General features: G+C 63.4%; 23 protein-coding genes. 11 read left to right on the forward strand and 12 right to left on the reverse strand.

Annotated features, from left to right (window positions below):
• The first annotated feature begins 82 nt into the window (after nt 1–82).
• The 3 genes from ACIBG8_RS29080 to ACIBG8_RS29090 are packed head-to-tail and all read left to right on the forward strand — an operon-like array spanning nt 83 to nt 3,576.
• Nucleotides 83–1,273, forward strand: coding sequence for an aminotransferase class I/II-fold pyridoxal phosphate-dependent enzyme (locus ACIBG8_RS29080; RefSeq protein WP_397346116.1), 1,191 nt, complete (start codon nt 83–85; stop codon nt 1,271–1,273).
• Nucleotides 1,270–2,673, forward strand: coding sequence for an aldehyde dehydrogenase family protein (locus ACIBG8_RS29085; protein WP_397346117.1), 1,404 nt, complete (start codon nt 1,270–1,272; stop codon nt 2,671–2,673). Before ACIBG8_RS29080 ends, ACIBG8_RS29085 begins: the two co-directional genes overlap by 4 nt.
• Nucleotides 2,674–3,576, forward strand: a complete 903-nt coding sequence (locus ACIBG8_RS29090) for a phytanoyl-CoA dioxygenase family protein (RefSeq protein WP_397346118.1) — start codon at nt 2,674–2,676, stop codon at nt 3,574–3,576. It abuts the gene before it with no gap.
• A gap of 96 nt (nt 3,577–3,672) precedes the next feature.
• Here ACIBG8_RS29090 and ACIBG8_RS29095 read toward each other — a convergent pair whose 3' ends face one another.
• From ACIBG8_RS29095 to dpgA, 4 genes are read right to left on the reverse strand one after another with little or no spacing between them, the layout of a single operon-like run.
• Entirely contained in the window at nt 3,673–4,911 is a 1,239-nt protein-coding gene (locus tag ACIBG8_RS29095) for a PLP-dependent aminotransferase family protein (RefSeq protein ID WP_397346119.1), read from the reverse strand.
• The gene (locus ACIBG8_RS29100; RefSeq protein ID WP_397346120.1) at nt 4,908–6,200 is read right to left on the reverse strand and encodes an enoyl-CoA hydratase/isomerase family protein; all 1,293 of its coding nucleotides are present in this window, start codon (nt 6,198–6,200) and stop codon (nt 4,908–4,910) included. Before ACIBG8_RS29100 ends, ACIBG8_RS29095 begins: the two co-directional genes overlap by 4 nt.
• Nucleotide 6,201: 1 nt before the next feature.
• Nucleotides 6,202–7,623, reverse strand: coding sequence for an amino acid adenylation domain-containing protein (locus ACIBG8_RS29105; RefSeq protein WP_397346121.1), 1,422 nt, complete (start codon nt 7,621–7,623; stop codon nt 6,202–6,204).
• Complete coding sequence (gene dpgA / locus ACIBG8_RS29110; protein ID WP_397346122.1) at nt 7,617–8,705, reverse strand: 3,5-dihydroxyphenylacetyl-CoA synthase DpgA; 1,089 nt, start codon at nt 8,703–8,705, stop codon at nt 7,617–7,619. The genes ACIBG8_RS29105 and dpgA overlap by 7 nt, the downstream gene beginning before the upstream one ends.
• Nucleotides 8,706–8,757: 52 nt before the next feature.
• Here dpgA and dpgD point away from each other — a divergent pair, with 52 nt between their 5' ends.
• Nucleotides 8,758–9,576 (forward strand): enoyl-CoA-hydratase DpgD, encoded by an 819-nt coding sequence (gene dpgD / locus ACIBG8_RS29115; RefSeq protein ID WP_397346123.1) that lies wholly within the window; start codon nt 8,758–8,760, stop codon nt 9,574–9,576.
• A gap of 57 nt (nt 9,577–9,633) precedes the next feature.
• Here the strand turns inward: dpgD and ACIBG8_RS29120 are convergent, their stop codons facing one another.
• A complete protein-coding gene (locus ACIBG8_RS29120) occupies nt 9,634–10,206 on the reverse strand; it encodes a DNA-binding response regulator (RefSeq protein ID WP_397346124.1) in 573 nt (190 codons plus the stop codon).
• Nucleotides 10,207–10,831: 625 nt separating this feature from the next.
• On the reverse strand, nt 10,832–11,011 hold the full coding sequence (locus ACIBG8_RS29125; RefSeq protein WP_397346125.1) for a hypothetical protein: 180 nt from the start codon (nt 11,009–11,011) through the stop codon (nt 10,832–10,834).
• Nucleotides 11,012–11,332: 321 nt separating this feature from the next.
• On the opposite strand from ACIBG8_RS29125, the gene ccrA reads away from it, so the two are divergent.
• On the forward strand, nt 11,333–12,670 hold the full coding sequence (gene ccrA / locus ACIBG8_RS29130) for a crotonyl-CoA carboxylase/reductase (RefSeq protein ID WP_397346206.1): 1,338 nt from the start codon (nt 11,333–11,335) through the stop codon (nt 12,668–12,670).
• A gap of 299 nt (nt 12,671–12,969) precedes the next feature.
• Here ccrA and ACIBG8_RS29135 read toward each other — a convergent pair whose 3' ends face one another.
• The 6 genes from ACIBG8_RS29135 to ACIBG8_RS29160 form a co-directional block, all read right to left on the reverse strand.
• On the reverse strand, nt 12,970–13,413 hold the full coding sequence (locus ACIBG8_RS29135; protein WP_397346207.1) for a hypothetical protein: 444 nt from the start codon (nt 13,411–13,413) through the stop codon (nt 12,970–12,972).
• The gene (locus ACIBG8_RS29140; RefSeq protein WP_397346126.1) at nt 13,322–13,642 is read right to left on the reverse strand and encodes a hypothetical protein; all 321 of its coding nucleotides are present in this window, start codon (nt 13,640–13,642) and stop codon (nt 13,322–13,324) included. The genes ACIBG8_RS29135 and ACIBG8_RS29140 overlap by 92 nt, the downstream gene beginning before the upstream one ends.
• On the reverse strand, nt 13,606–13,746 hold the full coding sequence (locus tag ACIBG8_RS29145; protein ID WP_397346127.1) for a hypothetical protein: 141 nt from the start codon (nt 13,744–13,746) through the stop codon (nt 13,606–13,608). Before ACIBG8_RS29145 ends, ACIBG8_RS29140 begins: the two co-directional genes overlap by 37 nt.
• The gene (locus ACIBG8_RS29150) at nt 13,746–13,958 is read right to left on the reverse strand and encodes a hypothetical protein (RefSeq protein ID WP_397346128.1); all 213 of its coding nucleotides are present in this window, start codon (nt 13,956–13,958) and stop codon (nt 13,746–13,748) included. The genes ACIBG8_RS29145 and ACIBG8_RS29150 overlap by 1 nt, the downstream gene beginning before the upstream one ends.
• 92 nt (nt 13,959–14,050) lie before the next feature.
• The gene (locus ACIBG8_RS29155; protein WP_397346129.1) at nt 14,051–14,551 is read right to left on the reverse strand and encodes a flavin reductase family protein; all 501 of its coding nucleotides are present in this window, start codon (nt 14,549–14,551) and stop codon (nt 14,051–14,053) included.
• A gap of 145 nt (nt 14,552–14,696) precedes the next feature.
• Entirely contained in the window at nt 14,697–16,394 is a 1,698-nt protein-coding gene (locus ACIBG8_RS29160) for a carbamoyltransferase N-terminal domain-containing protein (protein WP_397346130.1), read from the reverse strand.
• Between the two features lie 160 nt (nt 16,395–16,554).
• Here ACIBG8_RS29160 and dpgB point away from each other — a divergent pair, with 160 nt between their 5' ends.
• The 6 genes from dpgB to ACIBG8_RS29190 all read left to right on the forward strand — a co-directional run bounded on the left by dpgB (nt 16,555) and on the right by ACIBG8_RS29190 (nt 24,366).
• Nucleotides 16,555–17,223: an enoyl-CoA-hydratase DpgB gene (gene dpgB / locus ACIBG8_RS29165; RefSeq protein WP_397346131.1), complete on the forward strand. Its 669-nt coding sequence runs from the start codon at nt 16,555–16,557 to the stop codon at nt 17,221–17,223.
• Nucleotides 17,220–18,161, forward strand: coding sequence for a phytanoyl-CoA dioxygenase family protein (locus ACIBG8_RS29170; RefSeq protein WP_397346132.1), 942 nt, complete (start codon nt 17,220–17,222; stop codon nt 18,159–18,161). Before dpgB ends, ACIBG8_RS29170 begins: the two co-directional genes overlap by 4 nt.
• 372 nt (nt 18,162–18,533) lie before the next feature.
• A complete protein-coding gene (locus ACIBG8_RS29175; RefSeq protein ID WP_397346133.1) occupies nt 18,534–19,766 on the forward strand; it encodes an MFS transporter in 1,233 nt (410 codons plus the stop codon).
• Nucleotides 19,767–19,993: 227 nt separating this feature from the next.
• Nucleotides 19,994–23,191, forward strand: a complete 3,198-nt coding sequence (locus ACIBG8_RS29180) for an amino acid adenylation domain-containing protein (RefSeq protein WP_397346134.1) — start codon at nt 19,994–19,996, stop codon at nt 23,189–23,191.
• 132 nt (nt 23,192–23,323) lie between these two features.
• Nucleotides 23,324–24,103, forward strand: a complete 780-nt coding sequence (locus ACIBG8_RS29185) for a thioesterase II family protein (RefSeq protein ID WP_397346135.1) — start codon at nt 23,324–23,326, stop codon at nt 24,101–24,103.
• A gap of 65 nt (nt 24,104–24,168) precedes the next feature.
• Nucleotides 24,169–24,366, forward strand: coding sequence for an MbtH family protein (locus ACIBG8_RS29190; protein ID WP_397346136.1), 198 nt, complete (start codon nt 24,169–24,171; stop codon nt 24,364–24,366).
• Nucleotides 24,367–24,668: the final 302 nt, after the last annotated feature.

Below are 24,668 nucleotides of genomic sequence, written 5' to 3' on the forward strand. Positions count from 1 at the left end.
CTGTTCGCTAGCCTCCGATTCTGGATCTTCTGCTCGCGGGGAGCCGCTCGCCTGGGCACGTCACCGAAGCGATCGGAGTCATATGCAACATCGCATCAGCCCGTCCATGATCGGAGCGGCACACTCGTATCGTCGGCTGCTCGGCTGGTATCTAAGCGAGTCGGCGTACACCGACATGCTTGGCAAACCGGGTGTGATCGACCTGGCATTTGGCGATCCGCATGAGTACCCGACGTCGGAGATGCTGTCGGTGCTGCAACGTAGTCACACGCCCCAGCACGAGAACTGGTTCGCGTACCTGCGTGACGATGTGACGGCGCAGGAGCGGGTTGCCGCGAACCTCTCGGTCGAACTCGGCGTCGGCTTCGAGCCGGACGATATATTCGTGACCGCGGGCGCCTTCGCGGGTCTGGCCACCGCACTCAGGAGTATCTGCCACTTGGACGACGAGGTCGTCTATCTCAGCCCGACATGGTTCTACTACGAGCCGATGATCGTAGCGGCTGGCGCCACGCCACGCTGCGTGCAGTTGTCCGGCCCGAACTGGGAACTGGACCTCGACGCGATCGAGGCGGCCGTGACCGAGCGAACCGCAGCGGTAATCGTCAACTCGCCAAACAATCCGACCGGTGTGATCTACTCTGATGACCAGCTCGCCGCTTTGGCTGAGTGCCTGCGTGCGGCGTCAGCCCGGTACGAGCGGCCGATCTACTTGGTCTCTGATGAGGCGTACCGGCGAATTGTGTTCGATGACCTGCCGGTCCCCAGCCCGGCCCGCTGGTACGCCAACACAATCGTGGTGCACACCTACACTAAGACTCTCCTACTGCCCGGCGAGCGCATCGGCTACCTCGCCATTCCGGAGACCATGCCGGACCGGGTCGTGATGCGCGAGGCGCTGATGATCTCGCGCCTGGTCGGCGGCTGGCAATCGCCGAACAATAATCTCCAGTACGTGATGCCCGAGCTGGACGCGCACCGGATCCCGCTGGGGCCACTGCGTGCGCGTCGCGACCGGCTAGCCACCGCGTTCCAGGTTGCGGGCTTCCGGGTACGGCCCACCAAAGCCACGTTTTACCTTCTCATCGAGGCGCCGACACCCGACGACTGGGCATATAGCCGTCAGCTTGAAGCGCACAATCTGCTGGTGTTGCCTGGGTCGGTTATGGGGGCGCCTGGACACCTGCGCATCTCGCTGACTATCACCGACGCTATGGTTGACCAGGTCGTGAAGCGGTTGGCTGAGGCCTACCCGGTCGGGACGGCCCGATGACGAGCGGGGCCGACCTTGATGCAATGTTGGACCGGGCGCGCGCGGCCCAACGCGAAGTGGAGCGGTGGCCGCAACACCGGGTCGATTCGATGGTGGCGGCGGCTGGTTGGCAGGTATATGAGACGGGCAACGCGCGCCAGCTGGCCGAGTTGGCACATGCGGAAACCGGACTTGGTGACCCGGAACACCTATACGCTTTGCACCGCCGCCGCGTACTGGGCGCGATGCGGGATCTACATGGCGTGGTCACCTGCGGACTGATTTCGGAGAACCCGGACAAGCAGCTGCGCCGGTACGCGAAACCAGTTGGTGTTATCGCGGTGGCGAGCCCGGCGACCGCGCCTTCCTCGGGTATTGCTGGAAATGCACTGCCCATGCTCAAGACCCGCAACGCCGTCGTGTTCAGCCCGAACCCGCGGGCCCGCCGCGCTGCAACCAAGACGGTGGCGCTACTGCGTGAGGGACTACGGCAGGTGGGCGCGCCGGTCGATCTGGTGCAGTGTCTCGACACAGTCGACAAGACCTCTACCGCGAAACTGATGGCATCGGCCGATCTGGTCGTCGCGGTCGGTGGTGGCGGCACCGTGCGTCGGGCCTACGAGAGTGGTACGCCCGCGATCAGCGCCGGCGCGGGCAACCCGACCGTGATCGTTGACGAGTCGGCCCACCTCGCTCAAGCGGCCGACCAGATCATTTACGGTGGCACCTACAATAACGGAACCTCGTGCTCCTCAGAAAGCAACGTGCTGGTCCACTCCTCGGTGGCCGCCGCGCTGCTTGAGGAATTCGCCGGTCTCGGCGGATACATCTGCGATGAGGCCGAAACCGAACGGGTACGTGCCGTTCTCTGGCCGGATGGCAGAGGCCTCAACCGGCACGCGGTCGGCCGGTCGGCTCGAGAGATCGCCGCAGACGCCGACATCGCCCTCCCTGACAGCGGCAAGGCGATCGGTCTGGTTTGCCGTGGCGGTCGTCTGCCAACGCTGCCGATCGACCCCCTGTATGGCGAGAAGCTGTCGCCGGTGCTGACCGTCATCGAATATGGCCAGTTCGACCATGCTCTCGATGCTGTCGAAGAGCTGCTGGAACGCTGTGGTCGTGGTCACAGTACGGGCATCTACACGACCCGGCCGGACCGGGTCGTGGCGCTCGCCGAGCGGGCCCGGGCCAGCCGGGTCATGGTCAATCAGTCGACTGCGGTTGGCAACAGCGGCAGCTTCGCCAATGGCATGCCGTTTACCTCAACCATCGCCAGCGGTACCTGGGGCGGCTGTAGCCGCTCGGAGAACGTCACCTGGCGGGATTTCGTCAACATCACCGCCGTATCGATGCCGATGCCGGAGGTGATCCCCTCAGAGGCGGAGATCTTCGGCGCGCACTGGAGAACAAAGGGATTCTGAATGAGCATGAACACGCCGGAGGAGGCGACCCGGCCACTCACGCCGGCCGAGATCGAGGCATTCCATCATGACGGCGCAGTGCGGGTCGAAGGTGCTATCCCGGCGCACTGGCTAGATCGCATCACCGCCGCTGTCGAGTACGTACTCGACAACCCGACCGTACTAGCACAGGCGACTGCAGTCCTAGGCGGCGGCGGCTTCTCCGGCGACGCGTTTATGTGGAAGACACACGATGGATTCCGGGACTTTATGTTCTACTCGCCAGCCGCTCGGCTGGCTCAGCAGGTACTGCGATCCCCCACGATCAACGCGTTCTACGATCAGATCTTCGCGAAGCCGGCGGGGTCCGGCGCGCCTACGCCCTTCCACGAGGACGTCAGCTCCTGGCCAGTGTCAGGCGACAAAGTCTGTGCCATGTGGATGCCGCTGGACCCGTGCGGCCCGGATTCAGCGGCCCTGCAGGTGATTCGCGGCTCACACCGATGGAGAGGCAGCTATCTACCTGTCACGCCGAGCGCTGGTCAAATGAAAGCGGCCGATGGATACCAGGCGGTACCCGACCCAGCTGACCGTAAGGTGCTCAGCTGGGACCTCGTACCAGGAGACATGGTGCTTTTCCACCCGGCCGCGGTGCACGGCGCGACCGGCACTGGCTCCGCGCGCGGGCGACGTGCATTCGTGTCTCGCTGGGTCGGCGACGACATGCGCTTCGAACCGCGGCACGCCGTGCTGCCGTTGCTGTGGGACCACGGCCTCACGGCTGGTGACCCGATCGGCGGTCCACTGTTCCCGCGAATCCTGCCCGAACCTATTCCGGCTGAGGTGGACGGACGATTGGCTGGGCCGGAGTCGCCAGACGGGCCGCGGACCGAACAGTTCCTAGCAATCATGAAGATGTTGTGATGTGTGGTAGGGCCGAAGGTCGGCACCAGACAGGGCTGTACGCGTAAAAGGCACGCGGACTGCTGCGGTAGGCACGGCCAGATCCCGCGACCCGACTCAGCAGCGTGAGCGGAGGAACCAGCTGAGTCGGTCCACCCCCTCCTCGATCACCGGTGGCGTCAAGTTGCTACATGAGAGCCGCATTTCGTTGGTGCCGCCGCCGTTGAGGTGGAAATCACGCATCGGCGTAAATAGCACTCCGAAATCACGGGCGCACTCAATGAGCACGGCGTCATCGACCTCGAATGGCACGCTCAGCATGGCGAAGAAGCCGCCACTCGGCACATTCTGTGTCACACCCGCCGGCAGCCGGTCACGCAATGCCGCAGTCAGTACCGCCAAGTTGTCCCGGTAGTGCTCAGCCCTTATCTCATTACGCAGCCCGAACCCGGCAAGCAGCGCGCCGCCTACGGCGGCTTGAGCCATCGGCGGCGTGTTCACGGTGATCATGCTCTTGACCGAGGCAAACGCCGCAGCCAGCAGCGTCGTGTCGCCGTTCGCCCCCGTCACCGGCTGGTCGGCGACCGCGAAGCCGACTCGCACACCAGGGGCGAGCACCTTTGCGAATGTCCCGAGGTAGATGACCCGCTGTTCGGTATCTAGGGCCTTAAGCACGGGTAGCGGTTCGCCGGCGGTGAACCCGTACGGGTTGTCCTCGATAAGCAGGATGTCGTGCTCCGCAGCGATCGCCAATAGTGCCTGACGTGCGGAGAGGTCCAGTCGCTTGCCAGACGGATTGGCAAAATCAGGCACGACGTACAGCGCTCGCGGACGGCGTCCGGAGCGACGAAGCGCGCGGCAGGCTGCGGCCACATCACGCGCTTCGACTCCCCTAGATCGCTCTGGTACGCCGACCGTGTCAATGCCTAGCACTCGTGCCGCGCCGATCAGCCCCACATAGCACGGATCGACCGCGAGCAGCACGTCGCGCGAGTCAGCGAACAGCGTACGGAGCGTCACGAACAGTGCCTCCTGGCAGCCGACAGTGACGACTAGGCCCTCCGGGGAAACGCGAATGCCCTCATCGCGCTCAAGGGCAGCGGCCACCAGATCGTTGATCTGACCTGCAGTCGCACCGTACCGCAGCAGTGAGTCCCAACTCGCCCCGCGATAGTCGAGGTACCGGCCGATTGCGACCGGCACGTCCAGGTCTGATAGGAATGGCGTGTATGGCGCGCCAGGCGCGAACGAGATGGCCTCCGGGTACAGGTCAGTGATCTCGTTGAGGAAGTTTATCGAGGCGAGTGCCGGGTCGGCGAGCGCCGGATGCAGGTCACGTACGTCGAGAGCAGTCACCGCGCACGTTCCCTGGCGATCCAGTTGCGTTCGATCGCTGTCAGCACGTCGTCGTGGTACATCCGCTGCGCCTGTTCAACAGCGAACTGGGCGAGATAGGTACGCAGCGCGTCCACCGGCTCCGCAGCAAGGTGTAGCATGCGCCGGTTAGCCACGACCGCGCTGCCGCGCAGGCTCTGCGCGGCTCGGTCGACTGCGACATCCACCGCATCTGACGCCACAACGTCATCGCACAGCCCGCGCGCATCCGGGTCGGTAGCGTGCAACCGTTGGTCACCGAGGATCACACGGCGTGCGGCACGCGGACCTACCAACCGGGCCAGCCGCAGGTTGGCCACGCCTGGCACGATGCCCTCGCGCACCGCTGGCAGGCTGAAGTACGCGTCATCGGCTGCGACCACGTGGTCGAAGGCGAACAGCATCTGCATGCCACCGCCAATCGCAAACGTGTCCACCGCCGCGACCCACGGCTTCTCCCGCCGGTGCCCGAAATCGCCGAGCGCGAACGGTGCGTCGATGGACAGTCCACGTTGGATCTTTCCGAGCGGCCCAAGCTCGCGCCGAAGTAGAAAATCTATCAGTGAGATCTGCCCAGCGATGAGACGGGTCAGGTTGATGCCAGCGCAGAACACCCGCCGTCCTGGGTAGCGGGGATGCGTCATCGGCGCGCCACGCAGCACTCCGACTTCAACCTGGTCGTCCAACAGCGCGAGATCGACTGCGGTCTCCAAGTCGTCGACGAGCCGGTCGTCCTCGGCGTTGAGCACGTCCAGGTTCGCGAGTGTCACATGGGCCACGGGGCCGCGTCGCTCAATCTGAACCACGCCCAGGTCGAGTCTGTCGGTCCGACCGTACGCGGCCAAAAGCGACAGGGCCCGGTTTGTGGGCCGCAACATGTCCTCCACGATCGTGGCGCCAGCCTCGGGTGAGCGGAGCATTCCCCAGGCCAGGATGCCCTGATCTATCTCCAGGCCCTCCTTATCCCGCTGCTGTAATCCGGCCTCGCCGCTCAACGCCGCCGCGTCCGGAACAAGGCCCGGATATATAAGGGAAGCGCGTGTGACCAACTCCTCGAGCCGGGCCGGAGTACCGTCGCGCAGCACCGCGTGCAGTTCGGCACCGTGCCGCGCGACGAACGCCGACCGAGCCTGCCGGCCTTTGGCGTGCAACTCTGCCGCCTGGGCACGGACCTCTGGCGCGCGATCGGGAGGCGGTGGCAGCGCGTTTAGGGCGGTATCCACCTGTGCCAACTTGGCCTGGGTGGTTGCCCAATCTTGGTCCATTGTCATGTCAGCCTCCATCAATTAGTGCACGTACGTCGCGCTTGCCGCTACTGGTCTGTGGGATCTCGTCCACCACTGCTACTGATGCCGGTATCAGATACGTCGGCAAAGTCGCTCGCAGGTGAGCGAGCACGGCCGGGCCGCAGTCGGGACTACGGGCGACAATGTAGGCGCGCAGACTCGCATTCGGTCCTGCTATCGCCACGACAGCGGCCGAGCGTACGTCTGGGTGTTCGCGCAATGCCTGCTCCACCTCTGCGGGCTCCACCCGGTACCCGCGGATCTTGACTTGACGGTCGCGCCGTTCACGGAACTCGATCACGCCGTCGGGATGCTGTCGGACCAGGTCACCGCTGAGGTACGCGCGGCCGAGTTCAGGGTCGTCCACGAACTTGGCCAGGGTCAGCTCGGGCGCACCAAGGTAGCCGATCGCCACGCCGGTGCCGCCGATAAGCAGCTCGCCATCATCCACACGGACCTTAACCCCGGGTAGCGGCCAGCCGATCGGTACGCTGTCGAGCGCCCGGTGTTCCGGCCGTGCGGTGGACACGTCGAAAGTTAGGCAGCCGATTGTGGTCTCGGTCGGCCCGTAGTGGTTGATCACGCGACAGGTCGCTGCGGTCGGCAGCCGGTCGACCAGCGACCAGCGAAACGTCTCGCCACCGACAATTAGTACACGGCGCGGCAGGACTGCGGGGTCGTCCGCGTCCAGCAGCGCGTCGAGCAGCGACGGTGTCAGCTTGAGTACGTCTATATCGTGGGCGGCGCAATAGTCGGCGAACGCATACGGATCGCGAACGACGTCCGTCCCAATCCTGTGCACTGTATCCCCGGCGGCGAGTGCCGGGAAGATCGCGCTGTTGCCAAGGTCGGTGGAGAGGCTGGTGACCGTCGCGTACGCCAGCGGGCGGCCAGAATCGCGATCCGGCTCGACCAATGCTGCTATCGCCGCAGCGTAGTTCGCCACACCCGCGTCTGATACCGCGACCGGCTTTGGGGCGCCGTCCGAACCGGACGTGAACAGTATGTACGCGGCCTCGTCCGCGACGTATGCCGCAGACGTATCTCGATCGGCGGCGGCCCAGAATGCCGGGTCGGCTGGCAAGCTCTCCGAACCGACCACCATCCGGACGCCGCACCTCGTCAGCTGCGCCGCGATTCGCGCGGCTGGCTGGGACATGTCCGGGCATACATACGCCCGGCCTGCGCGTAGCACCCCCAGTACTGCGGCCAGTTGGACCCCACCGGACGGCACCAGTACGCCTACTGGCTCGCCGGGCGGTACCGCCGCGAGCCTCGCAGCCAGGCCCTCCACCACTCGACCGAGCTGCGCGTAGGTGAAGCTAGCGTCGGCGGCGACCACGGCGGGCCGGTCCGGGTAACGGCGCGCGTTCGAGGAGACGAGGTCGCGGATGCTCGGAGTCACCATCGCAGCAACGCCGCTTCGATCGTGGAGCCCGGGCCCATAGCCATCATCACGCCGATGTCGCCGGGTATCGCGCTCGCCTCCTCCTGCAACATGTGGTACGCGAACAGAAACGAGGCGCTGGACACATTGCCGTACGAGCGGAGCACAGCCATGGTGTGCCGCAGGTCGTTGATAGTCAGGCCAAGATTGACGCGGACCGCGTCGATCACCTTCTTGCCGCCTGGGTGGACAAGCCAGTGCCGCACCGCGCTGCGCTGCAATCCCGCGCGGCCAAGCAACTCATCGATGACACGTTCAACGTGCGCGCCGACAACGTACGGCACGTCCCGGTCGAGGAAGAAGCTAAACTTGCCGTGGTTCTCGTCCCAGTCGTAGCGCATCGCATCGACTGCATCGGTGATCAGGTGCCGCGCATATCCAACCAACGCCGGCCCTGACTTGCTGCGCTCAACGGCACTAGCGTCGCTAGGCTCGCCCGCTCGAACCGCGACCGCTGCGGCACCATCGCCGAAAAGGCTGTTCACCACGGCAGTGCGCATCGTGCCGTCAAATACATACGCCGCCGAACAGACCTCAACGCAGAGCATCACAGCTAGCTGACCCGGATTGGATTCAGCCCAAGTGGCGACCGGATTTAGCCCGTTGAGACCGGCGTTGCAGCCCATGCCGACCACATCCAGCCGACCGCAATCACGGCGCATGTCCAAGTGCTTGATCAGCAGCGCCGTGAAGCCGGGGGTGAGCCAGCCAGTGGAGGACACGCAAGCGAGAAACCGCACATCGTCGAGCGTGGCACCGATCGACTCGAGACAGCGACGCAGCGCCTCTGCAGCCATCACCAGTCCCTGAGACCGGTGTCGGTCGAGCAGTTGGCCCTGGGTCTCTGGGAGCGGTTGCCCGTTCGGGCCCGGCTCAGGCAGGTTCAGAAACCGCCTTTCGATGTGGCTGTTGAGGAACATCGACCGGATACGGAGGTCGGTGATCCCATACCTATCAAGCAGGTCCATCTGGCTGTAGCAGTCCGGAGACGTGGCGGTGCCAACGCCCATCAGCCGGGCAGTTGGTCGCGGGGTGGCGTCCACTAGGCCTCCAGTTCTGAAGGGAGGAATAACTCCTGATTTGACTTGGTGGAGCGTGGCACTGTTTCATCTGCGCGTGACTGATACACCAGTGCTCTATGAAAAATCTGGTCAAATCGCCCGGATAACTCTGAATCGACCACGGGTGCTCAATGCGCTCGATCTGTCAACCCACACCCAGCTCGCCCAAATATGGGACGATGTGGAAAGCGACGACAACATCCGGGTGGCGGTTTTGACCGGTGCCGGGGAGCGCGCCTTTTCCGCAGGGCAGGACCTGCGCGAATTGGGCGACCGGATCCGTGCCGGCACCTCGGCTTCGACAGTGGGCGGTCGCGGCAAGCCTGGCCACCCGCGCCTGACCGAGCGGTTCGAGCTGTCCAAGCCCGTAGTGGCACGGGTTAACGGCCTGGCTCTCGGCGGCGGGTTCGAGCTGGTACTCGCGTGCGACCTGGTGATCGCCGCCGAACACGCGACGTTCGGGCTACCTGAAGCCAGGCTTGGGCTGATCGCCGGAGCAGGTGGCGTGTTCCGGTTGACCCGGCAGGCTCCGTTCCGGATCGCCCTCGGGCACATCCTCACCGGCCGATCCATGACTGCCACGCAAGCGCTGGCGTACGGCTTGGTGAACGATGTCGTACCCGGCGATCGACTGGACGAGTGTGTAGATGGCTGGGTAGCCGACATCGCAGCCTGTGCCCCACTCGCCATCCGGGCAGCCAAGGAGATGGCAAACCGGGCCGCGACACTGTCCCTTCCGGACGCGTTCGCCACCAGGTACTTCTGGGAGGAATTGCGCACAATGAGCGCCGATGCGATTGAGGGCCCGACGGCATTCCTCGAGAAGCGGCCGCCGGTCTGGACCGGTCGATAGCTCACCCTCAAGGCCGTCGCCACAAGGGAGAGAGCCAGAATGGCGTGCATGAACCGCTCAGGCTGGCATGCGGAGGGCAGCGCGGGTTAGCTCAGCCTTGTTGCCCAGGTTCAGCTTGGCTCGTACTCGCTTGGTGTATGTATCCACGGTATGCACACTGATACCGAGCTTTCGGGCGATCTGGGCGTGTGTAAGGCCGAGCGCGATGTACTGCAGTACCGCGTTTTCCCTCGGCGACAATTCCGGCTCCGGTGCACCTCCCGCCACCGCGTCATCCAGTCGCTCGCCGCCTGCAGCGCTGCGCACTGTCGCCTCTATCTCCGCTGGCGTCGCACACCGGCTCAGATACCCGACCGCACCCGCATCCGCGCAAGACCGTGCGGTCTCCGCGCGGCCGACACCGGCCATGACCACAATCCGGGCATGTCGCGCAGACTCGCGTACGACCTCCACGACCGGCACGTCACAGCCTAGATGCATGTCTACCAGCAGTACATCAGCTGCACCGACTGCTATGTCGTCCGGTGTCGCACCAGTTGTGGTTACTTCAATGTCGGGGACCTCGGAGAACACCGCGCATATACCCAACACAGTCACTGGTTGTTCAGCCATCACACCAACTCGGATCACGCCTTGCCCCCACGTGAGAATGCACGCAACCACAAGCAGCCGGTTTACAGCTACATGAACGCGCAAGGTACAGCTTTGAACACATTTCCGACATATCGGAATGCGCTGATCAATACAGTCAGACGGAAGGCTGCTCCGTCAATCCCCAAAAAAGGTGACCCATGTCACACTTGACACGGCCAGCAAGGATCTCTTACAGTCAGCGAGCTTTGGGGGCAATGGGGCAATAGGAAGCAAGAGAAGCAACTCTGGCCTCGAAAGGCAGTGCAGCACGAGCCTGATAGCAAATGATCGATCACAGGTCAAAGGGGTTCTCGTTATATGAGACCGATCGATAAACGAGTTGAGGAAATCGGCGCAGCCCAGCAGCGTGACCGCCGTGGCCAGCCTCTCGGCCAGGTCATAGACGTAGCGTTTCAAGGAGGAAGATCTGCTTGACGTGCGGGGAGCGGGTGCCGAGCAGGGCCGGAACCACCTGGATGACGCGGATCTTGGTGAGGCCGTAGCTGCGGGCTATGGTGGTCCGCTCAACCGGAGCCTTCTTCCACCTCCACGGCGTCGAGCTGGTCGAACAGGCCGGGTTGGTCGCCGTCGGCCGGGAAGAGGTAGATTCCCTGGCGCATGCTCAGATAGCGGACGCACTGGCGATGGCCATGCAGCCGGTCTGGGTGACGACGACGTTCTTCGCGCTGCCGCTCTGGTCCAGCGGTGCGCCGACTCGGATGGCGTGCCCCTGGCCTTCGGTGATGCTGTCGCAGGAGGTCTTGCTATTGGCGCTGATTGGGTGTGAGAACCGTCGTTCCACCGGGCTTTGCCGCGTCTCGGACCCTCGCCACGGCGTCCGCGCTAAGTCGTTATCTGCGACTCCCCATCGTCCCGCCGTCCGAGAACTTGTCAGCCCATGGTCGGTCACCGTGTGTCCGAAGCGACACCTGAAGAGGTCTCGTATAACAGATTGCGCCTCCGACCCATCCTCATTGATCTCACCCACTGCGATCCGCAAGAGTCCCATCTTTGCGGTGGTTGCCCAGACCGCCGATGCCTCGCTTGACTGTGCGGCGGGTTTAGGTGAATACGAGATCCACCTGCCGGATCCGAAACCTTAGACAAGAGGGAGCCTGTGGTGATAGCCGACCTGGTCGCCACTATCGAATCGCCCGACGCCGCGACAGGAGACTACGCGTCCCTGCCAGTACCGGAGTCATATCGGGCCGCGGTGCTCTTCAAGGACGAGCAGCACATGTTCGAAGGCCTGGCGGTCTGCGACCGGGAACCCGCTAAGGCCGTGCACATCAATGACGTGCCGACTCCGGAGCCGGGCCCCGGCGAGGCCCTGATCGCAGTCATGGCAAGCTCCATCAACTACAACACGGTGTGGAGCGCGTTGTTCTCGCCCGTGCCAACCTTTGCCTTTCTCAAACGCTACGCCCGCACCGGAGGCCAGGCCGCTCGACACGACCTGCCCTACCACGTAATCGGGTCAGACCTCTCCGGGGTGGTGCTGCGCACCGGACCCGGCGTGCGCCGCTGGCGCCCCGGAGACCGGGTGGTCGCGCACTGTCTGTCCGTTGAGCTGGAGGACGCGGCGGGCCACGACGACACAATGCTGGACCCCGAGCAGCGGATCTGGGGGTTTGAGACCAACTTTGGCGGCCTGGCTCATCTGGCGCTGGTGAAGGCTAACCAACTGATGCCGAAGGCCGCTCACCTCACCTGGGAGGAGGCTGCCGCGCCCGGTCTGGTTAACTCCACCGCGTACCGCCAGCTCATCTCGCGCAACGGCGCGCGCATGAAGGTTGGCGACAACGTGCTGATCTGGGGTGCAGGTGGTGGTCTTGGATCATTTGCCACCCAGTACGTCCTAGCAGGGGGCGCTACACCGATCTGTGTGGTCTCCAGCGAGCCAAAGGCGTCGATCTGCCGTTCAATGGGTGTTGAGGCGATCATCGACCGCAGGGCAGAGGACTACCGATTCTGGAAGGACGCGCACACCCCGGACCCCCAGGAGTGGAAGCGCCTCGGCAGCAGGATCCGCGAGGTGACAGGCGGCGAGGATGTGGACATCGTCTTCGAACACCCAGGCCGGGAGACCTTCGCCGCATCGGTCTACGTGGCCCGCAGAGGCGGGACTATCGTCACTTGCGCCTCCACCTCCGGCTACCGGCACGAGTTCGACAACCGTTACTTGTGGATGCATCTCAAGCGGATCATCGGCTCCCACTTCGCCAACTACCGCGAGGCGTGGGAGGCAAATCGCCTCATCGCCAAGGGCCGCATCCACCCCACTCTCTCCCAAACCTACTCGCTCGCCGATGTTGGTCAGGCTGTGGACGACGTCCACCGCAACCGGCACCACGGCAAGGTCGGCGTGCTGTGCCTCGCTCCCGAGGTGGGGCTGGGCGTCACCGACCCGGAGCTACGGGCCCGGTGCGAGTCAGCCATCAACCGTTTCCGGACCTGCTGAGCAATGCGGCGCTCTGGCGTGTAAGCCATGTAATGGCTCTCAGGAATTTGCAGAGATCAACACGCCGAGTTGATCTTTTTGGCATGGCGCCGGCACTGGTGGCGTGGACGGTTACGTCTGCTGCGGTGTAGAGACGTTGACGGGTGGGCGCTATGGCGTAGCTGGTGATGAGCAGGTCGGTCAGCTGGGCGTCGCTCATGGTGACGCCAGTGGGGTACCGGTGTCCAGTTCGGCGTGCACGATGAGGTCGGTCGTGGTGGTGGTCGCAGCGATGCTCTGCACAATGAGTTCGTGGCTAGTCAGAGTCCTCCCCCCGTTACCTTTTTGATCGTCCCCGATGAGAGTCGGGGAGCCAGGTCACCCGCCCCGGCATGACTGACTGCCCCTGTCGTTTGCATGATCCGGGGGGTGTTGTCACCGGGCTCGGGTGGCGTCGGTGGACCGCTGATAGGGACAAGGCGCTGTTGTTTGTGACGAATGATCGTCTCGCGTTCGGGTGGGTGCCTGCTCCGGTGCCATTTCCACCAGCAGCGGATAGACTCCACGGCGAAGGCGGCTGGTGTCGTGGTCGGTGCCGATATTGACCGGCCGCTCTCGGCGGCCAGGTCGTAGATGCCGTTCGAGATGGCCGTGCCCAGCGGCGCATCGAGGTCATAGATGGCGATCGCGACCGACTGACCCGTGGGCCGCAATCCCCGCCTGGCATTCTTGAACGCCCTTGATGAGCTCCTTCTTCTTGGTATTGACGCTCACCGCTGCATCCCCAGCCGCCTGGTACTGCTGGTTCTGCTCGTTGAGGTAGCGGAACCGGGCGTCTGGGTCTGGGTGCCGGACACCCTCTAAGGTTTTGGCGTTGCCCTGCAGGCTGAGCCCTTCCTGACGCAGCAGGTCGCCGACGGTGTCAATGCCTGACCTTGGTGCCCTTGGCGACACAGCTAGGCGGCGAGCTTGCGCGTGGAAAGGGTCGTCCACCGCAACGGCGACATCAGATCCCCGCGCATGTCCGGCTTGACCAAAGCCAGCAGCGCGGGCCGCAGTGTCGGATCGAGGTTGGCCGCCCGTTTTGCGCCCGCCATCAGGGCGGCGCACCCGGCCGAGCGGTTCTTGCCTCGCCGCCAATGCCCTGGCCCTTGCGCGACCCCCCCAGCAGCTCGGGCCGCCACGCGGATCCCGCCATGTCCAGCACGCAGACCTCGGCTCCTATCAGCATCCGCCGCTGCCGCTCGTCCAGATGCGGAAAGAGCGCCTTGAGCTTAGCCGCCAGAATCGTCACAGTCTCTGCCGTCACACCCGTATCACAGCAACGAGAGACATCCTTGACATGCCCCAGGCGATCCCACCACAAGCCGTCATAGCCATACCAGGCCGCTGCGCGCGCGTCTACCTAGCCTCCAGCGCACGCAGAGCCCCGGCGTGGTGGATCAGCGGCTCGCTCGACGGCCCGGCGCTCGCGGAGAGGACTCGACCGACCAGCAGGACGTGGTCGCCGGCCTCGTGTGTGGACTGCGGAACGCAGTCGAGCCAGGTCAGCGCGCCGGGAAGGTGTGGCCAGCCGTAGGGTCCCGTGCGCCAGTCGACCCCGGCGAAACGGTCACCCCGGCCCGCAAAGCGGGCAGCCGCCTCAGCCTCCCCAGCACCCAGTACGTTCACGGCGAAGCCGGGTGCCTCCCGCAGCTCGGCCCATGTTGCGCCTTGGGCGAGCCAGAAGCCGACCAGCGGCGGGTCGAGAGACACTGGGGTGAACGTAGACACGGTAACACCGAGTGGTCGGCCGATCATGTTGAGCGACGTGACCACGGCGACGCCCGCCACGTGGCGTCTGAAGAGCGCACGCAGGCGGGCGCCATTCACGACTTTCGGCGCGAACGCCCCCTGCTCCATGGGCCCCAAACTAGCCAGCCCTCATAGGTCCGTCACCGTCCACGTTTATGGACCAAGAAAGAATCGCCGAGCAGTGATGAAACCGAGACACCGAACCAAATACCCAACCCATGATCGCCGAGGTTCTTCAACGTGGCCCAAGAGCCTAAGCAGCCCGGAAGGATGAATCAGGATGGGTGTACAAGACGCCGTCTGACCAGATGTACCGACAGCGGCCCCACTCGGCAGCTGTGCGCACGTCCGGAAAGAAGCCGTGGCCGTTCAAGTTGGCGCTCGTGTTGCACAGAACGGGGATACCGCTCAGCCGCTCGTACTCGGCCAATATGGCAGCGATAGGGCTGTGACTGTGATCATCGACGGTCTGCAGCCGGGCGGTGCCATCCAGATGGACCACGGCCGGGACGCGCGCAGCCCAGCCGGGCCTCATGGTGTGCTCAAACAACATGTAGGGATCAGGCACGCCCGGATCAAAGACCTCGGGCGCGCGAGACTCAAGGCACAACGGAGCGACCGGACGGTAGTGCGCTCGGCCCTTCACATTGTTCAGAACCTCCTTCATACGCACCGACGTGGCTGGTGCGATTATGCTGCGATTACCAAGGGCCCTCGGGCCCAGCTCGGCCCGACCCGTGATCACTACCACAGGCTCGTCCTCGGCGTGCAGCAGCTCGGCGAGCTGACGTTCATCGCATGGGCGTACGGTCCAGCCGGGAGGCGGAGTAGATGGTGCAACCGCCGGACCGCAATACACGTCCCAGTCCAGCACCGCCCGACCTGTCCTAAACATCTCGGCGCACGCAGTACCGATGGCGGCCCCCGAGTCGTTCGGGAATGGTGGAACCCACACCTCGCGGAACGCTCCCGTCGCGCGAAGCGCGCTGTTCCACTTGATGTTGAGCGCGCATCCACCGCCTAGAACCAGATTCGGCGGGTGTCCCTGGTAGCGGGTCTGGACCAGCCGTGTCAGCGCCTTGACGAGTCTCTGTCCTAGGTATGCCTGAAAGGTCGCGATGATGTCGGCGTTGGATAGGTCAGGCAAGAGTTCGTCCCGGTTGGCGGTGACCTTTTCACCAAGCAGAAAGGCATTATCCAGCGAAATCCCCGGCAGCCCGTCAAATAGTCGGTCAAACACGTCAAACGCGTGCTCTGCCGTCGTACCAAGCGCCGCGTACGCCATTGCCTTGCCAGCGATCTCCAGATGATGCCGCATGTAGTCCACGGTGGACATGCCGTCGGTGTTACGGCGGAACGGTTCGAAATGCGCGCAGAAGTCGGGGAAAATATTGCCCACAACCGGAATCAACGGGGCAAGCAAACTCACCGAGCGGTCGCGCGCGCTGACCTTGTATGCCCTCGGGACAATGCCACCGTCCCAGACCACGACTAGCGCATCCTCGCTGCGGGCGGCGAATGGACTGGTGCAGTAGGCGCCCATGATGTGGTTGGTCGCATGATGGTAACTGGAGTACCCGACCGGGTCTGTGCCGGTAGCGAACGACACAGGGGCGAACTCATATCGATGCAACGGTCCCTGTGTATCCGCTCCATCCACATACGGCGCAACTGGCAGATGCACACTCCGGCCCGCTACATTGACCACTTTGACGGACGGTTCCGTAGCATCCGTGGTCGACGCCCACCACCCGTCGACCACGAACTGGTCCACATCGGCGACTGTGACACCCCACTGCGCAAGCAGTTCGCCGACCATGGCCAACCGACCGAGCGGACTGTAGCGCAAACCGTTGTCTACCTTTTCGACCTCGATGCTGGCCACCAACTGACCGTTGTCGATCAGAGCGATTCCACCATCATGCGAGACTTTCACGCCGCAGATGAGCATTAGCCACTTCCTCGGTTACCTGGGCGATCACATGACTTGCTGCTTGAGCATAGCTGCAGCGTGTCTGCGATGAGCGGCTCCGGACGTCCCCCATTCACGCCACTTGAGTAGTGGAGGCAGCTGCTGGGATGATCAGCCGCTATTGAATTGAGGTGAGCAAGTGGACGAGGTTCGTCTTGCGGTGGGCGCCGACGATCAGTGCACGCCAGCGGTACTCGATGCGATGGCCGAGGCTTGTGATCGAGTCGAGCGCGCGGGCAGTAAGGCCTCACTGTTGTTGCGTCTGGATGGAGCCACCACGGGACCCGAAAGGCTGCCGTTCACGTCCGGGATACACGTTGTCAACCATTGGGAGCGCGCGCTCCGCCGAGTCGAGAGACTGCCGGTGCCGACGCTAGCTGTGGCGACAGGTGAATGCCGTGGCTTGGCTGCCGAGGCACTGCTCGTCGCCGACCTTCGCCTCGTAAGCCCAGACTTCACCTTCCAGCTGTGCGGCGACACGGGCGGGCGGTGGCCATCGATGGCTGTGCATCGGCTTTCTCGACAGGTCGCCGCCGCTGCGGCCCGGCGGCTTGTGCTGTTCGGGGACGTGCTCGACGCGGCTACCGCAATGGCCGTGGGCATCGTCGACCGAATCGCCGAGGACTCCGACGCGGGAGCCCGGGTCGTGCTCGACGGATGGCGCGATGCGCCTCCGTTGGATATCGCCATGCGCCGCTCGCTGCTCTTGGAAGCGTTCGACCAGAGCCACGAGGACGCGCTCGGCGCGCACCTGGCGGCCTGCGACCGTATACTGCGCCGACACGCGGACCTGGAGACTGTCCGATGACAAACGATCACGCACTCGACCCGGACCAACTCGAACGCTTCGCGGACGATGGATACCTGCTCCTTTCCGGCGTGTTGCCGACGGAAATCGTAAATAGCCTACGGGGCACTTTCGCCGAAGTGGTCGATGTACTGGCGCACCGCTGGCACAAGATGGGAGCGGTGGCAGACCCCCTGGTAGGCGTACCATTCGAGGAGCGCTACCTGCGTCTGATCCAAAACCCTGCACTGCGGCTGCCAGCCGCGTGGCGCCGAATTCTTGTCAGCCGCCCTGTGTATGAGCTGTGGCAGCAGCCGTCACTGCTTGGAGCAGCGCGCAGCATTCTCGGCGACGAGGTATTCGCACATGGGGTTTGGAATGGCCGACCGCGTGACCCTCTGGGCCGCAGCCAGCAGGTCACCTGGCACCAGGATGCGTACTACTACAAGGGTTGGCGGCCGTCGCACAGCCCACTGCTCTCAGTGTGGGTCCCACTGGTTCCGGTGGATGAGCATCGGGCCTGCATGCAGTACGTGACTGGCTCACACAAGCACGGCTGGATCGAGCGAACCCGACTAAATAACGGGGAATACGGTACAGCTGCCGATCCTGCCGCTGGCAATGCGATATTCACCGCGCGAATGCGTCCAGGCGATGCGGTCATCTTCGCCGATACCACTGTGCATCGATCAACTCCAAACCTATCAGAGCGGGTCCGTTGGAGCATTGACATTCGATACGGAAGACCCATGCCTGAGGTAATCGCAGGAGGCTCGCGCGGATACCGTTGCTTCAGCGCTTCCGACCCATCCTCGGTGGAGACATATGAAACTTGGGCTGCCCGCTACGGCTATGCACCGGAAGAGCTGCTCGACGAGCTGACGAACTTCGAGGAGGGCTACGACATCGAAGCGCTCCAGGCCTTCTCCGCCGCCTCTCCGTACGCTGACATATATTGACGTATGAGTATACTTGCCATTCGGATTGGATAACCAGCCGCCAGCTGCTCTTGGAGCGCGATGCGTGCTGAGCATGTTGGCGCCAGGGAATCGATCTTGGTAACTCATCCGGGTTCACCTGACACATCGTCCATTCCGGCGTCTCTTTGCAATTCACGCCTCAGTGGGCCATGGACAACTGGTTCCGGATTGTGTGCGTGGTGAACCGCGGTGTGGGCGGCCCCGGTTCTGCCGTGGCCGCTCCCGGATGGACCTCGGTCATGGCGGCCCCGGGCACCAGGCCTCGCTGCCGTCGAGGAACCGAAAAACGGGACACGCATCCGGCGCCTTACGCAGGCTAACCTTTGCCGTCTAGCCGAAGGAGGGCACCGAGTGCCTCAGGATCTTACGGTGCTACGGAACGCACGCTTCCGGCGGCTCTTCCTCGCCCGCACGCTGTCATTGCTTGGCAGTGCCATGGCCCCGATCGCGCTTGCCTTCGGGGTGCTCGACGGGAGCGGTGGGTCGGCCACGGCCCTCGGGCTCACACTGGCGGGCCGGTCGGTAGCACAGGTCCTGCTATTGCTGCTTGGCGGCGTGCTGGCCGATCGGTTACCCCGCTTCAAGCTGATGGTTACCGCCGACCTCGTGGCCTTCGCTGCCTCGGCTGCCGTCGCCGCGCTCGTGCTGGTCGGCGACCCGCCCCTGGTTGCGTTCGTCAGTCTAAACGTGCTCGCGGGGGCTGCTAGCGCGCTGTTCCTGCCGGCAGGGCGCGGCGCGGTCGTACAAATCGTCGAACGAGACATGCTGCAGTCGGCCAACGCACTGCTCAGGCTGTCGCAGAACTCGGCCAGTATTATTGGCATAGCGATCGGTGGGGTGTTAGTAGCCACTGTCGGCGCCGGCTGGGCCTTGGCCTTCGACGCGGCCACCTTTCTGATCTCGGCCGCGCTCGTCGCAGGCATCCGCGTACCAAACACTGTGCGCGCGACCAAGTCGACCATGCTGGCCGATCTGCGGGACGGCTGGATCGAATTCACCTCTCGCCGGTGGGTGTGGCTGGTCGTTGCACAGTTTGCGATGGTCAACCTCTGCTTTACCGCAATCAATGTCCTTGGACCGGTCACCGCCAAACAGCATCTGGGCGGTGCTGGGGCCTGGGCGGTGATCACCACCGCCAATGCGATCGGCCTTGTCGGCGGCTCGCTGGTCGCAATGCGGATTCGCTCCAGCCGACCGATCCGTACGGCAGTACTCGCAACCTTCGGCTTCCTGCCGCCGTTCCTACTCCTTGGTCTTGGTGCTCCGGTCTGGCTCATCGCCGCGTCGATGCTGATCAACGGTGTTTGCGTCAACATTTTCGAGGTTCTCTGGGACACCACTCTGCAAAGCCACGTGCCGGAGAAGTCGATCTCCCGGATCAGCTCCTACGACGCGATGGCCTCGTTCGTTCTCGGTCCGGTCGGCTTGATCTTGGTCGGCCCGACGTCCAATACCATCGGTGTGCCGGCAACGCTTCTCGGCGCTGGAGCACTGCTCACCATAGTCACGGTCGCTACCTTTGCTATGCGGTCAGTGCGCAAGGTCCCAGCAAAGGCTCCGATTGACGCCACTCCTAAGCCATGACCCGCTGGCACCCTGATCACGCGGACCAGCGCGGCGGCTTTGCTGCAACCACGCCGTCGACGATCTGCACTCCACTGTGGCGTCGGAGGCAATCGTGCCATATGCACTATGGCGCCCGGTCTGCGTGTTGCGTTCATCGCAGCACATCACTCATCCGCTGAGTTGTATTCACCCACCGCCCGCGAGCCGACTCCCGAACATTTGGAGGATTTGTGCAAGGCGAGGACATGATCGACCGGGCGCCCAGCTCGTATCTGCAGGAAGGCCTTTGGTTCAGCGAGCAGATCTCCGATGAGCCCGGCCTCCTAAACCTCTGCATAAGCCTGAGACTGTGTGGACAGGTCAAACTAGCGTGCCTCCGCGAGGCCTTAGACGACCTGGTGAAGCGGCACGAGACCCTCCGAACGACGTTCCATCTCGAGAACGAGTGCGTCGTGCAACAGATCCACCCATCCTCGCCTCTGGAGTTCGAGGTGGTTGAGGTGGGAGAGCTGGACGAGGCGCTACAGCTCGCCAGGCTTGAGTCGCTGCGCGGGTTCAACCTCGCACACGGTCCGCTCATTCGGGCACGAGTATTCCGAATCGCAGCCGAAGACCACGTGCTCCATATTGCTATGCACCATATAGTTTGCGATCAGTGGTCCATCGATGTTCTCCTTCGCGATATGGCCGAGCTGTACACGGCTCGTGTCGAGGGTCGCGGAGCGGAGCTGCCTGCGCTCGGCGTTCATTATCGCGACTTCGCTGCTGCGGAGCGCGAGGCGCTGGAGGGACCGCGGCTTGAGGTCCTGGCCGAGTTCTGGGCGGATATTGTCGAGGGTGCTTCTCGCACACTGGACCTACCATGCGAGCGCCCCTCCAGCCGACAGCGCACCAGCGTGGGTGAAAGTGTGTGCTCGCTCCTCCCTGCACCTCTGGTCGAACGTCTCTCAAAGCTAGCCCGCGCGGAGCGGCTCACATTGTTTACCTTGGTGCTCGCAGCCGTGCGGGTGCTGCTGTGGCAACACACTGGGCAGCGGGATATCCTACTCGGCTCGCCCATCGCCATGCGCGATGACGCCGACCATGAGGATCTCGTCGGTTTGTTCGTGAATATGGTCGTGTTGCGCAACTCGCTGAGTGCGGGCTCGGCATTTCGCGATGTTCTGCGGGCTGAGTTCGCTCGAAACCTCGACGCGTTCGAACACCGCGACATGCCTTACCGCAAGCTGGTTGAGATCACCGCTCCCCAGCGCGACGCATCGGCCTCGCCTCTGTTTAGTACCGCAGTCACGTTCGGGAGCCGCGACACCGCGCCGCTCATGTGGCACGAGATGGCGGTACATCGCCTCGACCTGGGCATTGCCGCCAGCCAGTTCGATCTTGCAATCTCGGGACTACGAGGATCCGAGGGGGCTGAGTTCATATGGGCTTTCAATGACGCCGTGTTGGACGTCCAAACCGTCGAGAGGTTGAGCGAGCGCCTCGAGCCTCTACTGGAAGCCATCGCCGACGATCCAGACCAGCCAATCGCGGCGTTGCGCCGACTTTCTGAGCGTGATGCCTCGGATCTGAAGGCGAGTGCCGCCACCGACCTAGAGCCAACCACCGACGATGTCGTGTCCCTTGTGAACGCCATTGCACGGGACATGCCTGAAGCAACCGCCGTAATTCAGGGATCACGTCGCGTACCCTACTCCGAGCTGATCACAGCGAGTGAACAAGTGGCAGCCAGCCTGGCAGCGCTAAGCCTTCCTGGCGAGTCTCGGGTGGGCCTTCTGCTGCGACGGGATCCGATGCTTCCAGCAATCATGCTCGGTGTGCTGCGGGCCGGATTGGCCTTCGTACCCCTTGACGTGGATACACCTGCTGCGCGACTGACCTCCATCCTTGTCGACTGTGGTGCACGCGTCCTGGTGCACACTGACGGACTCAACATTCCGCATGGGCCCTGGGCCGTCAGGTCTGACACTGACTTGCTGACTGCGGCTCGAAACGAGGAAACAGTTCCGGACCACGGAAGCCACCCGGGACGGCTGGCGTACGTGTTGTACACCTCCGGCTCAACAGGTATTCCGAAAGGTGTTGCAGTCTCCCACGGTGCGCTCGCCAACTGCTTGGTTTCCACCCGGACGCTATTGGCCTGCAAACCGGATCAACGTTGGCTCGCAGTTAGCCGCACAGCTTTTGACATCTCCCTGCTCGAGATCTTCACACCACTCGTATCAGGTTGTGAGTTGGTCCTCACCACAGACGAGCAAGGCCGCGACGGAAACGCGCTCCGGGCCTTGCTGGAGTCCTGCGATCCCGACTTCATGCAGGCCACTCCGGCAATGTGGCAGATGCTGGAGGACAGCGGATGGAAAGGCAGCGCTCGCCTGACCGTCCACACCGGCGGCGATGTCGTGCCTGTCGCATTGGCCGAGCGGCTGATTCAACGCAACGGCGCGTTCTGGCACACGTATGGGCCGACTGAAGCGACACTTTACTGCGTCGCGACACCACTGTCGGACATCAGTGGTCTTCAACTACTTCCGATCGGCACACCCATCCGTGGAACGGACGTCTGCATCCTAGATGAGGATCTGATGCCGGTCCCACCAGGAGTCGTCGGTGAGCTGTGCGTATCGGGTGTCGGGCTGGCGCGAGGCTACCTGCACCAACCGGCGCTCACTGCAGACCGCTTCGTGCCTCACCCGGAAGCGCGACGTCCCGGCGAACGGGTGTACCGCACAGGCGATCGTGCGCTTCGGCGCTTCGACGGCCGACTGGAGTTGCATGGTCGCATTGATCATCAGATCAAGATCCGCGGCTTCCGTATCGAGCTAGGCGAGATCGAGAACGTTCTGGCTAGACACCCCGCCGTCGATCATGCCGTCGTGCTGCGAGTGGGTGATAGACCGGAAACCCATAGGCTCTCTGCCTTCCTACGGCTTGCCAATACGGTCGATGGGGATGCGGACCCGTCTCTAATCGTGGCTGATATTAGGAATCATGCCAAGAATTCTTTGCCGCACTACATGTTGCCTGCAGATATACACGTGCTAGATCGACTTCCGATGACGCCGAACGGCAAGGTTGATCGCGAGCGTCTGGTCGCTATTGCGCCTGCCCCGCGCGAGACCTCGGCCGTCGCCCCCACGCCGGGCGATGCCGTGACCGGCGCATTGTGCGCGATCTTTGCCAAAGCGCTCGGCAGCGACGCGCCGTTCTCGCCGGATCAGGACTTCTTCGCCGCTGGCGGCAATTCGCTGTCCGTCATGCGGCTGACCAGCCATGTCCGGGACGTGCTCGCCGTCGAGCTGACCGTACGCGACGTTTTCGAGGAACCGACCCCCGCCGGACTCACCACCCGGCTGTCTGTGGGTAGGGACCGCGCATTGTCCCGGCCTGCTCTGAGTTCAGGGAGGAGGAGCAACTTTGACCCGGACGCCGTGGAGCGGTGACGGTAGGTGACTAGACCGGTTGGAGGTTACGGGTTCGGAGTAGGTCTCCTACGCATGGCCGGCGGACTCCGCAGAAGAACTCGGTAACAGCCAACAGCGCCACTAACGATCAGAAGAGTCATTTGAGGACCCATGACTGCCGAAGTACCGACTAGTGCGGAAACCTGGCTCCGCCGCTACGTGAGTCGACCGTTCGCTACGCACACCCTGTACTGCTTCCCCTATGCGGGCGGCTCGGCCGGCGCCTTTCGCGACCTTGCGCTTGCCTGCTCTGAGCAGGTCGACGTCGCAGCGATACAGCTACCTGGCCGGGCGGATCGGTACGCAGAGGCGCCCCGACTGGACATCGGCGCGCTCGGCCGGGATCTGGCCCGTGCCCTGTCATCGGACGCGGCCGAGCGGTCGTACGCTTTTCTCGGTCACAGCATGGGAGCACTGATCGCATACGAAACAGCGCATAGCATTGCTACTGCTGGTGGCCCACCTCCGGCGCTCTTCGTTGCGTCAGCTGCCTCGCCGCCGTCAGCGGCAGCGTATGGCGCGTTTTGGGCGTCGCGCACCGACGACGACCTGTTGGGGCGTATGGGCGATCTTGGCGGGCTGCCGCCTGAGGCATCCGCGTACCCCGAACTTCTACAGATCACACTGCAAACGATGCGTGCTGATCTGCAGCTGATCGACAGCTATCAGGATCTGACTGCAGCACGACCCCGCCTGGATTGTCCGGCGTTGGTCCTGGGCGGCGTCGACGACCCGCTCGTGGTAGCTGATGCACTTGAGGAGTGGACAGAGTTGTTCCACGGGCCCGCCGTGGTGCGCCGAATGCCGGGCGGCCACTTCTACCTGACAGGCGCGATCTCGGAGGTGGCGCGCATCGTGACCCGCTCCCTGACCGAGGGTCTGAATGACTAACCTCTAGGTTCCTCTGCTTAAGAGCCTGCGTTCGGAAATCAGTAGAGTAAATCAAAGGAAACAATATGATAAGCCCATTCGAAAACAAGGATAGTGCATATTTCGTGTTGCTGAACGGAGAGGGCCAGTACTCGCTATGGCCAGATTTCATCAATATCCCGTCCGGCTGGTCGGTAGTGCATGGCCTTGACACGCGAGCGAACTGCCTTGCATATATTGAAGACAATTGGACGGATATGCGCCCAACATCTCTTGTCGAGTGATAGAAAGCGGCAGATAGCGCCACGCGCGACAGCATAATCACTGCTGATGGCCTCTCTTTATAATTCCCCCGTCGTCGCAATGGCCTAACTTATCTAACCAGTGTCCGCGATATGCGTATCAAGCGCCACCCGGTTTACCCGGACAACCGTTGCTAAAATCCACTGCAACCAGGGCACAGGATAACCCTAATCAAGGAGTGCAGATGTTTCCGTTGTCTTTTGCTCAGCGGCGTTTGTGGTTCGTGGGTCAGCTGGAGGGTCCTAGTCCCACCTATAATGTCCCTCTCATTTTGCGCTTGGAG

Source organism: Nonomuraea sp. NPDC050556, assembly GCF_044457355.1.
In the GTDB taxonomy this organism is placed as follows: domain Bacteria; phylum Actinomycetota; class Actinomycetes; order Streptosporangiales; family Streptosporangiaceae; genus Nonomuraea.

What these genes read in the sequence shown, in the direction of transcription:
- ACIBG8_RS29180 (WP_397346134.1), top strand. Translation starts at nt 19,994, where the DNA reads ATGATCGACCGGGCGCCCAGCTCGTATCTGCAGGAAGGCCTTTGGTTC.
- ACIBG8_RS29090 (WP_397346118.1), top strand. Translation starts at nt 2,674, where the DNA reads ATGAGCATGAACACGCCGGAGGAGGCGACCCGGCCACTCACGCCGGCC.
- ACIBG8_RS29100 (WP_397346120.1), bottom strand. Translation starts at nt 6,200, where the DNA reads ATGACAATGGACCAAGATTGGGCAACCACCCAGGCCAAGTTGGCACAG.
- ACIBG8_RS29085 (WP_397346117.1), top strand. Translation starts at nt 1,270, where the DNA reads ATGACGAGCGGGGCCGACCTTGATGCAATGTTGGACCGGGCGCGCGCG.
- ACIBG8_RS29145 (WP_397346127.1), bottom strand. Translation starts at nt 13,746, where the DNA reads ATGGCGGGCGCAAAACGGGCGGCCAACCTCGATCCGACACTGCGGCCC.
- ACIBG8_RS29080 (WP_397346116.1), top strand. Translation starts at nt 83, where the DNA reads ATGCAACATCGCATCAGCCCGTCCATGATCGGAGCGGCACACTCGTAT.
- ACIBG8_RS29185 (WP_397346135.1), top strand. Translation starts at nt 23,324, where the DNA reads ATGACTGCCGAAGTACCGACTAGTGCGGAAACCTGGCTCCGCCGCTAC.
- ACIBG8_RS29105 (WP_397346121.1), bottom strand. Translation starts at nt 7,623, where the DNA reads ATGGTGACTCCGAGCATCCGCGACCTCGTCTCCTCGAACGCGCGCCGT.
- ACIBG8_RS29160 (WP_397346130.1), bottom strand. Translation starts at nt 16,394, where the DNA reads ATGCTCATCTGCGGCGTGAAAGTCTCGCATGATGGTGGAATCGCTCTG.
- ACIBG8_RS29190 (WP_397346136.1), top strand. Translation starts at nt 24,169, where the DNA reads ATGATAAGCCCATTCGAAAACAAGGATAGTGCATATTTCGTGTTGCTG.
- ACIBG8_RS29170 (WP_397346132.1), top strand. Translation starts at nt 17,220, where the DNA reads ATGACAAACGATCACGCACTCGACCCGGACCAACTCGAACGCTTCGCG.
- ACIBG8_RS29155 (WP_397346129.1), bottom strand. Translation starts at nt 14,551, where the DNA reads ATGGAGCAGGGGGCGTTCGCGCCGAAAGTCGTGAATGGCGCCCGCCTG.